9 protein-coding genes and 1 pseudogene are annotated in these 12,395 nt (G+C 70.0%); 3 read left to right on the top strand and 7 right to left on the bottom strand.

What is annotated here, in order from left to right:
- Positions 1 to 117 precede the first annotated feature (117 nt).
- The 6 genes and pseudogenes from F6J84_RS13245 to F6J84_RS13220 form a co-directional block, all read right to left on the bottom strand.
- Positions 118 to 1,197: a linear amide C-N hydrolase gene (locus tag F6J84_RS13245; RefSeq protein ID WP_150974832.1), complete on the bottom strand. Its 1,080-nt coding sequence runs from the start codon at positions 1,195 to 1,197 to the stop codon at positions 118 to 120.
- A gap of 257 nt (positions 1,198 to 1,454) precedes the next feature.
- Positions 1,455 to 2,954, bottom strand: coding sequence for a rhamnulokinase (locus tag F6J84_RS13240; RefSeq protein ID WP_150974277.1), 1,500 nt, complete (start codon positions 2,952 to 2,954; stop codon positions 1,455 to 1,457).
- On the bottom strand, positions 2,951 to 4,987 hold the full coding sequence (locus tag F6J84_RS13235) for a bifunctional aldolase/short-chain dehydrogenase (RefSeq protein ID WP_150974276.1): 2,037 nt from the start codon (positions 4,985 to 4,987) through the stop codon (positions 2,951 to 2,953). The genes F6J84_RS13240 and F6J84_RS13235 overlap by 4 nt, the downstream gene beginning before the upstream one ends.
- A gap of 61 nt (positions 4,988 to 5,048) precedes the next feature.
- On the bottom strand, positions 5,049 to 6,359 hold the full coding sequence (locus tag F6J84_RS13230) for an MFS transporter (RefSeq protein WP_150974831.1): 1,311 nt from the start codon (positions 6,357 to 6,359) through the stop codon (positions 5,049 to 5,051).
- A 13-nt stretch (positions 6,360 to 6,372) separates the two neighbouring features.
- A pseudogene (gene rhaI / locus F6J84_RS13225) lies at positions 6,373 to 7,530 on the bottom strand (L-rhamnose isomerase); the annotation flags it as partial.
- 81 nt (positions 7,531 to 7,611) lie between these two features.
- Positions 7,612 to 7,956 carry an L-rhamnose mutarotase gene (locus tag F6J84_RS13220; protein ID WP_150974275.1) on the bottom strand — a complete coding sequence of 115 codons (345 nt, stop codon included), beginning with the start codon at positions 7,954 to 7,956 and terminating at the stop codon, positions 7,612 to 7,614.
- Positions 7,957 to 8,168: 212 nt separating this feature from the next.
- Between F6J84_RS13220 and F6J84_RS13215 the strand changes: the two genes are divergently transcribed.
- Entirely contained in the window at positions 8,169 to 9,170 is a 1,002-nt protein-coding gene (locus F6J84_RS13215) for a LacI family DNA-binding transcriptional regulator (RefSeq protein ID WP_150974274.1), read from the top strand.
- A 157-nt stretch (positions 9,171 to 9,327) separates the two neighbouring features.
- Here the strand turns inward: F6J84_RS13215 and F6J84_RS13210 are convergent, their stop codons facing one another.
- The gene (locus F6J84_RS13210; RefSeq protein WP_150974273.1) at positions 9,328 to 10,200 is read right to left on the bottom strand and encodes a sugar phosphate isomerase/epimerase family protein; all 873 of its coding nucleotides are present in this window, start codon (positions 10,198 to 10,200) and stop codon (positions 9,328 to 9,330) included.
- Positions 10,201 to 10,411: 211 nt separating this feature from the next.
- Between F6J84_RS13210 and F6J84_RS13205 the strand changes: the two genes are divergently transcribed.
- Together F6J84_RS13205 and F6J84_RS13200 are read left to right on the top strand one after the other, a co-directional pair.
- Positions 10,412 to 11,236: a DeoR/GlpR family DNA-binding transcription regulator gene (locus F6J84_RS13205; protein WP_191905681.1), complete on the top strand. Its 825-nt coding sequence runs from the start codon at positions 10,412 to 10,414 to the stop codon at positions 11,234 to 11,236.
- A 74-nt stretch (positions 11,237 to 11,310) separates the two neighbouring features.
- A complete protein-coding gene (locus F6J84_RS13200; protein WP_150974271.1) occupies positions 11,311 to 12,345 on the top strand; it encodes an autoinducer 2 ABC transporter substrate-binding protein in 1,035 nt (344 codons plus the stop codon).
- The last annotated feature ends 50 nt before the right edge of the window (positions 12,346 to 12,395 follow it).

Raw genomic sequence — 12,395 nt, 5'->3', positions numbered from 1 at the left:
GGACGGCGAGCGGTCGTGCGGACGACGTGCGGACGGCGAGCGGGACGTGCGCAGGGTGGGACGCAGAAGAGCGGTCCCCGGCTGGGCGCCCGGGACCGCTCTTCTGCGTTCGGGGGATTACTTCTTGGCGCCCACGAGGTCCTGCACGGCCTTCTGCACGGCCGCGAACTCGTCCTGCTTCCGGGCGACCCACTCGAGGGCCTTCACACCGGTCGCGAGGGCCTCGTCAGCGAGCTCGCCCACGTCGTGGAACTGGTGGCTCGCGTTGCCCACGAGACCGCCCTCGAGGGCGAGGCGCCCCACCAGGTCGAGCTTGAGCACCTTGGTGCCCTCGTGGAAGCTCACCTCGTCGAAGTCGACCCAGACGATGTTGGGGCGCGTGGTCGACTCGAACGCGTAACGCTTGTTGGTGAGGTCGAGGACGACCTGCCAGATGGTCTGCGACGCGTCGGGCTTGCCGGGCTCCGGGGTGCGGAACGGCTGCGCCGCGTTGCGGATGATGCTGAACATCGCCGACATCGCGTCGATCTGGGTCTTCGGCTGCACCTGGTGCGCGACGTAGTACGAGGCGCGGGCGAAGCGGTCGCTGGCCAGGGTCGAGCCGGGGAGCGGCTTGTCGCCGCCGAGTCCGTCGATCTCCTTGACGAGCTCGAGCTGCTTGTCATAGGTGGGGGAGTTGGTCATGACCTGGTACTCGCGGCTGTGGTACACCTTCGGCTTGCCGTCGGTGTACTCGATGATCGCCGAGTCGCCGGTGGCGTCGTTGATGGCGAGGTGCAGGGTCGGCACGAGGTGTCCGGTCGGATCGAACAGCTGCGCGATCTGGACCTGCGAGGAGTTCGTCCACTCCACCGCCTCGGCGACGGTGGCGAAGTTGTCCAGGTAGTACTGCAGCCACACGGCCTGGCTGAGCTGGGTGGCGTCGGCGGCCGGCTTGCCGTAGTCGGACTCGGCGAGCCAGAGGATGTGGCCGGCGAAGCCCTCCTCGTTCATGCCGTCAGTGGCGATGAGGTCGAAGGCGGTCGCCACGATGCTGCCGTACTTCGCCTTCCAGGTGAGCGTGCCGTTGGCGCCGTCGGTGCGCTCGATCCCTCGCGGCAGCTTCCAGAGATTGGTGAGCAGATCCATGTGGAAGTCCATGTTGCGGCCTACGATGACCGATCCGTTGGCGTCCGGCCATACAACTCGTGTGCACATCAGCGTCACGTGTCCATTCTTCGTTTTTCCCTGATTTCACCTGCGCAGTCGCGGGTCATCTGCGAGCGTATCCGGCAGCGGAGCCGGGGCCGAGGACCCCCGCACCACCCTTCGGATCACCCCAGGATGATGTTTCAGATCACCCGGGGAGTCACCCCGGTTCGGCGGGATCGGAGGCCGGCCGACCCCGCAGACGACGAAGGGGCCACGCTCGGCGTGACCCCTTCGTGACGGCGCAGGAAGCTGCGCGGAACGCCTCAGGCGCGCGGAGAATAGCGTCGCGGCGCCGTCGTCCGGGAGACGAGGGCGCGCATGTCCTCCAGGGTGGCGTCGCGGCCCAGCCAGCCGTGCGCCCGGGCCTGGACCAGGACGTTGCCGAGTGCCGTGGCCTCGACCGGGCCGGCGAGCACGGTCAGCCCGGCACGGTCGGCGGTGCGCTGGCACAGCAGGGTGTTCAGCGCCCCGCCGCCGACGATGTGGATCGTGTCCACCTCGCGGCCGGCGAGCTCGGCTACCGTGCGCACGGTGCGGGCGAACGCCTCCGCCAGGCTCTCCACGATCGCGCGTGCGAATGCGGCTCGCGTGGCGGGAACCGGGAGGTCGTGCGAGTGGTACCAGTGGGCGATCCGGCCCGGCATGTCGCCGGGGGCGAGGAACACCGGGTCGTTGGCGTCGAAGACGGCGACGGATGCGGCGGGCACCTCGGCCGCATCCGCGAGGAGGGTCGGCAGGTCGATGGCCTGCCCGGAGTCGCGCTCCCACTGGCGCACCGACTCGCTGAGCAGCCAGAGACCCATGACGTTGTGGAGGAAGCGCACGCGGCCGTCCACCCCGCCCTCGTTGGTCACGTTCGCCAGACGCGCCGCATCCGTGGTCACCGGCTTGTCCAGCTCGAGACCCACGAGTCCCCACGTGCCGCAGGAGATGTACGCCGAGGTCTCCGGATCCGCCATCGGGATGGCGACGACCGCGGAGGCGGTGTCGTGCGAACCGACGGTGACGACCTCGAGCGCGGCGCCGACCTGTTCGGTCAGTGCCGGCCGCAGCGTACCGAGGGAGGTGCCGGGATCGACGAGGTCGGGGAAGAGACCGACGGGCAGCTGCAGGCGTGCCATCAGCTCGGTGTCCCACTGTGCGTCCGCCACCCGCAGCAGGCCGGTCGTGGAGGCGTTGGTCCGCTCCGTGACGCGCGAACCGGTGAGCTGGAAGGCGAGGGCGTCGGGCACGAGGAGCGCGGTGTCGGCCACGTCGAGGTGACCGTCCCGGCGGTCGGCGGCCAGCTGGTACAGCGTGTTGAACGCCAGGAACTGCAGCCCGTTGCGGGTGTAGAGCTCGTCGAACCCGGCGACGGCGTGGACGGCCTCGACTCCGCCGGCGGTGCGGTCGTCCCGGTAGTGGAACGGCTCGCCCAGCATCCGGTCGCCGCGCATGAGGACGTAGTCGACCGCCCAGGAGTCGATCCCGACGCTCGCGATGGCCGACTCGGCGTGGACCGCCTGCGCCAGTCCGTCCAGGGCGTGCGCGAGCAGACCGGTGAGGTCCCAGTGCAGTCCGGAGGCGAGTCGCACGGGGCCGTTCGCGAACCGCGCGATGTGGTCGAGGTGGAGGGTGTCGCGTCCGACGTGCCCGACGATGACCCGGCCGCTCGTCGCACCGAGGTCCACGGCCGCCACGGCGCCTCCGCGCCCGGCGGCTCCCCGCGGCGCCTCGGCTCCCCGCGGCGCCTCGGCGCCGCGGGGAGCAGGGGAGGAGGTCATCGCAGGAAGGCGGCCGCGACGCCGGAGTCCACCGGGATGTGCAGGCCCGTGGTGCGGCTGAGCTCGGGGCCGGTGAGCACGTACACCGCGTCGGCGACGTTCTCGGGGACGACCTCGCGCTTGAGGATGGTGCGGTTCGCGTAGAACTGACCGAGGTCCTCTTCGTTCACGCCGTAGGTCTTGGCCCGGTTGGCGCCCCATCCTGCGGCGAAGATGCCGGAGCCGCGCACGACGCCGTCGGGGTTGATGCCGTTGACGCGCACACCGTGCTCGCCGAGCTCGACCGCGAGGAGGCGGACCTGGTGGGCCTGGTCTGCCTTGGTGGCGGAGTAGGCGATGTTGTTCGGGCCGGCGAAGACGCTGTTCTTGGAGGAGATGTAGATGACGTCGCCGCCCATCTTCTGCGCGACGAGTGCCTTCGCGGCGGCCTTGGAGACGAGGAAGGAGCCCTTGGCCATCACGTCGTGCTGCAGGTCCCAGTCCTTCTCGGTGGTCTCCAGTAGCGGCTTGGACAGGGACAGGCCCGCGTTGTTGACGACGAGGTCGATGCCGCCGAAGGCGAGCACGGTCGCGTCGATCGCGGCCTGGACGCCGGCGGCGTCGGCCACGTTCGCGGCCACGCCGATGGCGACGTCGGTGCTGCCGAGTTCGGCGGCGACGGCCTGCGCCTTCTCCAGGTCGAGGTCGGCGACGACGACGCAGGCGCCCTCGGCGGCGAGGCGGGTGGCGATGGCCTTGCCGATGCCGGATGCGGCGCCGGTGACGAAGGCGATGCGGCCCTGGTGCGACTTCGGCTTCGGCATGCGCTGCAGCTTCGCCTCTTCCAGCGCCCAGTACTCGATGCGGAACTTCTCCGCATCCGAGATGGGCGAGTAGGTGGAGAGGGCCTCGGCGCCGCGCATCACGTTGATGGCGTTGACGTAGAACTCCCCGGCCACGCGGGCGGTCTGCTTGTTCGCGCCGTAGCTGAACATGCCGACGCCCGGGACGAGCACGATGAGCGGGTCGGCGCCGCGGATCGCGGGGCTCTCCGCCGTGGCGTGCGCGTCGTAGTAGGCCTGGTAGTCGGCCCGGTACTCCTGGTGCAGCTCTTCCAGACGGGCGATCTGCTCCTCCACCGTGGCGGTGGCGGGCAGGTCGAGGATGAGCGGCTTGACCTTGGTGCGCAGGAAGTGATCGGGGCAGCTCGTGCCGAGCGCCGCGAGCGCGGGTGCCTTCTCGGAGGCGAGGAAGTCGAGCACGACGTCCGAGTCGGTGTAGTGGCCGACCATCGGCTTGTCGTGGCTGGCGAGCCCGCGGATGGTGGGGGCGAGCGCGGCGGCGCGGGCGTGACGCTCGGCCTCCGGGAGCGCCTCGAACCCGGCGCGGACCCCGCCGAACGGATCGGTCTTGCTGTGCTCGGCGATGTACGCCGCGGCCGTGTCGATGATCCACAGCGAGTTCGACTCCGCCTCGGCGGAGGTGTCGCCCCACGCGGTGATGCCGTGTCCACCGAGGATGCAGCCGATCGCCTGCGGGTTCGCCGCCTTGATCGCCGCGATGTCCAGACCCAGCTGGAAGCCGGGACGACGCCACGGCACCCACACCACCTTGTCGCCGAAGATGGTCGAGGTCAGCGCGTCGCCATCCGCCGCCGTCGCGATCGCGATGCCCGAGTCCGGGTGCAGGTGGTCCACGTGCGCCGCATCCACCAGACCGTGCATCGCCGTGTCGATCGAGGGTGCCGCGCCGCCCTTGCCGTGCAGGCAGTAGTCGAACGCGGCGACCATCTCGTCCTCGCGGTCCAGGCCCGGGTAGACGTCCACGAGGGCACGCATCCGGTCCAGGCGCAGGACCGCGAGGCCCGACTCCTTCAGTGTGCCGAGGTCCCCACCGGACCCCTTGACCCACAGCAGGTCCACCGGCTCGCCCGTGACCGGGTCGGTGTCGGTGCCCTTGGCCGAGGTGTTGCCCCCGGCGTAGTTCGTGTTCTTGGGGTCTGCGCCGAGGCGATTGCTGCGCGCGATCAGCTCAGCGGCGGTGGGGTTCGTCATGAGAGGGGTCCTTCTCCGTGGTGCGGATGTCGTGTCGGTGGATGCGGCGGGTGTGGCCGGGTCAGAGGTTTCCGGGTACCGGCGTCTCCACCGGGGTCCGGTCGCCGTAGCGCTCGTGCTCGATCTCCTCGAGGGTCTTGCCCTCGGTCTTCGGCGCCCAGATGGTACCGATGAGGAGCGCGGCGACGAGCAGTCCCAGGATGATCACGCCGACGGACTCGAGACCGAGGCTGGTCAGGAGGATCGGGAAGACCAGGCTGAGCAGGCCCACCATGACGCGGGCCAGCATGAACAGCATGCCCTGCGCGCTGGCGCGGTAGCGGGTCGCGAACAGTTCTGCGGTCCACAGGCCGTAGAAGGCCTGCGCGCCGAGACCGGCCGAGATACCCCACGCGACGGCGAAGAAGAGCAGCGAGACGACACCGGGAGGGGCGAAGATGAGCACCACCCAGGCCACGACGCCGAGCGCCGCGCCGCCGAAGTACAGCCAGCGGCGGTTGACGCGGTCACCGTACTTCATGAAGCCGAAGTAGGTGGCGAGGGCCGTGAGGGACCAGACCAGCACCTGCAGGAGGTTCTGGGCGGTCGGGTCCTCGAGGCCGGCGGCGGCGTACACGCGCGGCTGGAAGATCCCCGCCTGGCCGGCGACCGTGTTCCACAGGCCGTAGACGCCGAGCAGGAACAGCAGCGCTCCGTAGTTCTTGCGGTCCTTGAGCAGCCCCGCGACGCCGGAGAAGAACGAGATGCGCTCGCCCGCCTCGATCTCGGCGGCGCGCTGCGCCTTCCAGCGCGTGGACTCGGGGAGGCCGCGGCGCACCCACCAGGTGATCGCCGCGATGACGAACAGGTGGGCGAAGATGAGCCGCGAGCCCGCCAGGCCGAGCGGTCCCACGAGGACAGCGAGGAGGAAGCCGATCGCCGGTCCGATCGACCAGGCGAGCTGTGCGGTGCCGACGTGGGCCGCGCGCTGTTCGCTCGGGGCCTCCTCGGCGATGTAGGTCCACGATGCCGGGACGCCGGCGCCGACCGCGATGCCCATGAGGATCACGCCGGCCAGCAGTACGCCGAGGTTCGGCGAGAACGTCACCAGCAGCGCGCCGACCATGAACACGATGAGGTCGTACGTGTAGATGAACTTGCGGCCGAGACGGTCGCAGAGCGGTCCGCCGATGAGCGCGCCGATGGCGGACCCGAAGGCGTTGGCGGAGAGGGCGGCGACGACGCCGACCATCCCGTTGTCGAAGCCGAAGGCCTCCTGCCACAGGGTGAGGCTCGTGGCGAGGGCGATGATGGCGCCCGCTTCGATGTAGTTGGACATGGCGACGGCGATGGTCGCCTTCCATGCGGTCATGGTGCGCTTCTGCGTCTTCATGTGGTTCACGCACCCATCCGGCCTGGGTACCGCCGACGCGCTGCGCCTCGATGGTGGCCTGGTAGTCGGAGGCCGCGTAGGCGGCCATCGGATCGGCCGGGAGACCCCGGGATTCTCGCCATTCGGCCAGGGCCGGGCGGACGTCGGTGTAGAAGGCGTCCATGAAGACCGCCTGAGCGCCCAGCACGTCGTTCGCGCGCTGCGCGGCGGACAGGGCGTCGTGGTCGATGAGCAGCGCGCGTGCCGTCATCTCCTGCACGTTGAGCACGGAGCGGATCTGACCGGGGATCTTCGCCTCGACGTTGTGGCACTGGTCGAGCATGAAGGCCACATCGGGGTTGTTGAGGCCGCCGCCGCGGATGACCTCGACCAGGATGCGGAACAGCTGGAACGGGTCGGCTGCGCCCACGATGAGGTCGTCGTCGGCGTAGAAGCGCGAGTTGAAGTCGAAGGAGCCGAGCTTGCCGAGACGCAGCAGCTGCATGACGATGAACTCGATGTTCGTGCCGGGCGCGTGGTGACCGGTGTCCAGGCACACCATGGCCCGGTCCCCGAGGGTCGCGACCTGGGCGTAGGACGTTCCCCAGTCCGGGACGTCCGTGTGGTAGAACGACGGCTCGAAGAACTTGTACTCGAGCACCAGGCGCTGGTTCTCGCCGAGCCGGGCGTAGATCTGGCGCAGCGAGTCGTTCAGGCGGTCCTGGCGGGAGCGCATGTCGGTCTGGCCGGGGTAGTTGGAGCCCTCGGCGAGCCAGATCTTGAGGTCGCGGGAGCCGGTGGCGTCCATGACGTCGATGCACTCGAGGTGGTGCGCGATCGCTTTGTTCCGGATGCGGTCGTCCTCGTGCGTCAGGGCGCCGAACTTGTAGTCCTCGTCCTGGAAGGTGTTGGAGTTGACGGTGCCGAGGGCGACGCCCAGGTCCTCCGCGTGCCGGCGGAGGGCGGCGTAGTCGTCGACCTTGTCCCACGGGATGTGCAGGGCGACCGACGGCGCGAGCCCGGTCAGCCGGTTGACCTCGGCCGCGTCCGCGACCTTCTCGAACACGTCGCGGGGCGTGCCCTCGGTGCCGAACACGCGGAACCGCGTGCCCGAGTTGCCGAACGCCCAACTGGGCAGCTCGATGCTCTGCGACTCGAGTGTCGCGAGCTGTTCGGGGGAGAACAGTGTCATGTGGGGACCTTCCGGGTGGTGAATCGTTTCAAACTAACGTGCGGAACGGCGTCGTCGGTGTCCGGCGCCGGAGGGGATGGGTCAGGAGGGCTGCGTACCGGCGATCTGATCGGCGAGGTGGAAGACCTCGGTCAGCGGCGTCGCCGCCTGGTCGGGGCGACCGTCGAGGCCGACGAAGAAGCGGGACATCTCGGCTTCCCAGCGCGCCGCCACGGGGGAGGCGGCGAGGTACGCCTGTGCCGCCGCGTCGTCGTCGGTCTCGTAGTAACCGATGAGGCGGCCACCCTCGCCGAGGAACAGCGAGTAGTTGCGGCGTCCGGATGCGGCGATCTCGGCGAGCATCTCGGGGTGGACGGGGGAGTGCCGCGCCACGTACTCGTCGACGAGGTCGGGCGCGATCTGGAGCTCGAAGCAGACGCGGGTCATGGGTGCCTTTCTCGACGAAGACACCTGCCCTCGTCGTTGAGGGACCCTGCGATGAATCGTTTCAGCCCCTGTGTCAAGAGACGATATGCCGGGGTCGGCGTTCCTGTCAAACGGCCGAGAGTGTCGTCCTCCGTTCATGCTGATTCGTTTCAACCCCGGCACCGTTCAGACGGGTCATCCCCTAGAGTGCTGATGACGAAGGGGGCGTCGGGATGCAGGTGAGCGTGCGTGATGTCGCGGCCGCGGCCGGAGTATCGGTGGGCACCGTCTCCAATGCCCTCAACAAGCCCGACCGGGTCGCGCCGGAGACGCTCTCCCGGGTGCAGGCGGCGATCGAGGAGCTCGGTTTCGTCCGCAACGACGCCGCGCGTCAGTTGCGAGCCGGCCGTAGCCGCACGATCGGTCTGATGGTGCTGGACGCGCGCAACCCGTTCTTCATGGACATCGCCCGGGGAGCGGAGGAGCGTGCCGCGGAGCACGGGCTGTCGGTCCTCATCGCCAACAGCGACGATCGGGTCGACCGGGAGTCGACGCACCTCGACCTCTTCGAGGAGCAGCGTGTCTTCGGGATCCTGGCGACACCGGTCTCCGACCCCTCGCCGCGACTGGCGGGGCTGCCCGCCCGCGGCATCCCGGTCGTCCTGGTGGACCGGGCCTCGCGGGACACGACCATCCCTTCCGTGTCCGTCGACGACGTCGTGGGGGGCGGACTGGCAGCCGCCCACCTCACCGGCCTGGGCCGCCGCCGGGTCGCCTTCGTCGGCGGGCCGCTCGGGCTCCGGCAGGTGGCGGACCGGCTGGAGGGCGCGGAACGTGCGGTGGCCGAGGTCGCCGACGCCTCGCTCGAGGTGATCGGCACCCGGGCGCCCACGGTTGCCGAGGGGCGCGCCGCCGGCGAGCGGATCGCGGCCCGCCCCCCCGAGCTGCGCCCGGACGCGGTGTTCGCGGCCAACGACCTGGTCGCCCTGGGGCTGCTGCAGAGTCTCGCCGGCAGCGGCGCCCTGCGGATCCCCGAGGAGATCGCGATCGTGGGCTACGACGACATCGACTTCGCCGCCGCGGCGGTCGTGCCGCTGAGCTCCATCCGCCAGCCCGCCGCACTCATCGGCCGGCGCGCGGTGGAACTGCTCCTGGCCGAGGGGACCGACGCCGGGCTGGACCGGCAGGTGCGGTTCGAACCCGAGCTGGTGGTGCGGGACTCGACCCGCGGCTGAGGCCGCCTGCCGGCCCACCTCCCGCGCCGCATCCCGCTCCGCATCCCGGCCCACCTCCCGCGCCGCGCCCCGGCGTGCGCACGACGCCGTCGCGTGTGCCCGGTGTGTCGGCGCCCGTGACCGGCGCGCCCTGCGGCGGCTCGTGCACACGCCGCGCTCAGTGCAGGGCGATCGTCTCGACCGCACGATGCCGTCCCCGCATGAACGCCAGCGCGTGGCGGCCGAGGTCCTCGTTGTCGTCCCAGAGGTTCCGCCACACGCCCAGCGTGTTGCTCAGGTTCGGGTCGACGATGGCGGTGGAGAAGGACTCGAACACGATGGGGCCGTCGTACCCGATGTGCGCGAGGGCGCGGAAGGTCGCGTCGAAGTCCACCGTGCCGGTGCCCAGGTACCCGCGGTGGCTCTCACCGATGTGGACGTAGCCGAGCATCGGTGCGGCCTCGAGGAACGGCTCGAACATCCCCGACTCCTCGATGTTCATGTGGTACGTGTCCAGATGCAGCCGGATGTTGTCGTGCCCGATCTCGCGGAGGTAGACGACGCCCTGGCGGGCGGTGTTGATGATGTTGGTCTCGTACCGGTTGACCACCTCGAGAGCGAGGACCACTCCGGCGGCCTGCGCGTGGTCGGCGACGCGGCGCAGCACCTCGATGCCGTTCCGGCGACCGGATTCGGTGGCGGGAGCCTCGTGCTTGCGCATCGCGCCGTAGATCACGCCGGCGAGGTATCGCCCGCCGAGCGCGGCCACGACGTCGACGGCGCGGAGGAGCAGCCGCTCCCCGGCGGCGACCCTGTCCGGGTCGTCGCCGCTGATGTCGGTCGCGGCGCTCAGTCCGAGCGAGGCCGTCACGGTGACGCCCTCCTGCTCGACGACGGCGCGTCCGGCGTCGACGTCGAAGGCGAACGGGTCGAGCAGCGGGATCTCCAGGATGTCGAAGCCCGCCTCGGCGTTCTTCCGCACGGCGTGGCGGAAACCCTCGGCGTCGAAGGTTCCCGACCAGACCAGCCCGTGCGACCCGAATTGCGTCATGTGTCGCTCCTCTCGTCCGCGTCGACGTCGACGCCGTTGGATCCGGTTGCCAGACGATACTGCGTGGGGTTTCGTGCGTCAACGGTGTGGGTTTCGCACGAAACCCGGATGCAGCTTCCAGAGCATTGACGAGCCTTTCGCCATGCATTAGCTTCCCCGTTACACGACCCCCGGCACCGTGGCCGGGGGCGGCGAAGGGCGGGGTGGCTCGGTGGAGATCGACAGTGTCGTGCGGGTCGACGGCATCCTCGCGGCGCTCGAACACCAGGGACAGGTGTCCGTCAGCGAGCTGGCGCAACGGTTCGGGGTGTCGGCGGTCACCATCCGGAAGGATCTGCACGCGCTCGAACGGCGCTCGCTCCTGCAGCGGGTCCGCGGCGGTGCGCGAGCGGCCGCCCCGGCGGAGGAGGGCTCCTTCGCCGACCGGCTCAGCCGGGGTGTCGCGGCGAAGAAGGCCGTGGCCCGGCACGCCGCTGCGCTCGTGCGCAACGGCGATGTGATCGCACTCGATTCGTCGACCTCCGCGTACTTCCTCGCCCTCGAACTGCTCGGGCACCGGGACCTCGTGGTGGTGACCAACTCCCTGCGCAGCGCCACCGTGCTCGTCGAGGAGTCGAACGCGACCGTCGTGCTGATGGGCGGAACCATCCGTCGCACCTCGGCATCGACCGTCGGAGACGTCTCCGAGGTGCTCTCCGGACGGGGCCGGGTCGCCCACGCGTTCCTGGGCCTGGCCGCACTGTCGATCGAGCGCGGTCTGCTGGAGTTGTCGGTCGCGGAGGCGGAGAGCAAACGCGTCATCGTGGATGCCGCGCGCGAGGTCGTGGGCCTGTTCGACTCGGGCAAGGCCGACGGATTCGGCCTGCACAGCTTCGCGGCCACCGGCCGGGTCACACGGCTCATCACCGACACCGGCTTCTCCGACGAGGACGCCGCGCGTTGGCGGGAGGAGGGCGTGCAGGTCGATCGCTGTCCTGTACATCCGGGGGGACGACATCCGGACGAGGTCGGTGCGCCGATGGTGGAGGTCGGCTGAGAAGCGGCCGGCGTGGAAGCCGGCTCCGGTCGCGGCGACGCCGCCGTGGCATCCCTTCAGAGAGGAAGACACACATGCGAAAGAAGCTCATAGCGCTCGGCACGCTGACGGTCGCGGCATCGCTCGTGCTGGCGGGGTGCACGTCCCGTGACACCGGCGGCACCGCGGACACCGGGGGAGCGGACGCCGGTGGCGACGGCGACGTCACGGTCGCGTTCGTGCCCAAGCTCCAGGGGATCCCCTACTTCGAGGCGATGAACACCGGCGGTCAGCAGGCGGCGGAGGAACTCGGCTTCGAGTGGCTCTATCAGGGCCCCACGACGGCGGATGCCGCGGCCCAGGCCGACATCGTCCGCTCGTTCATCCAGCAGGGCGTCGACGTGCTGATCGTCGCGCCCAACGACCCCGATTCCATGGCGCCGCTCCTCCAGGAGGCGGCGGACGCGGGCATCAAGGTGGCCACCAGTGACACCGACGCACCCAACTCGGTGCGGGAGGTCTTCGTCAACCAGGCATCGGTGGAGGGCATCGGTCAGGGGCTGACGGATGCGCTGCTGGAGGCCATGGGCGGCTCGGGGAAGTATGCGATCGTCTCCTGCGGTGAGACCGCGGCCAACCTGAACGCGTGGATCGAGGTGCAGGAGGCCTATACCGCGGAGGAGTACCCGGACGCCGAGATCGTGGACATCGTCTACGCGGGCGAGGACCAGGCTGCCGCCACCGCGATGGCCACCGATCTGATGAACGCGCACCCGGACCTCACCGGTCTCGTCGGCGAATGCACCTCCTCGGCGCCGGGCGTCGCGCAGGCGGTGCGGGATGCGGGAAAGATCGGGCAGGTCTTCACGGTGGGGCTGGGCACCCCGCAGTCCATGAAGGACTACCTCGAGGACGGTTCCTCGTCGGCGTCCATCCTGTGGAACGTGGAGCAGCTCGGATACCTCACCGGATGGGCGGGACTGCAACTGGCGGAAGGGAACGGGTTCCAGGACACGAACGACGTGAGCGAGGAGCTCAGCGCGGTCGAGTACTTCCCGGACGAGAAGCAGCTGCTGCTCGGCCCGGCCCTGCGGATCACCACCGAGAACGTCGACGAGTTCGACTACTGAGCAACCGGTACGGGGCGGGCCCGTGCCCGCCCCGCACCTCCAGAAGATCG

The sequence above is a fragment of the Microbacterium caowuchunii genome (genome assembly GCF_008727755.1).
Taxonomy (GTDB): domain Bacteria; phylum Actinomycetota; class Actinomycetes; order Actinomycetales; family Microbacteriaceae; genus Microbacterium; species Microbacterium caowuchunii.
The sequence above is the reverse complement of the archived record's forward strand: the minus strand, read 5'-3'. Positions and strand labels throughout refer to the sequence as shown.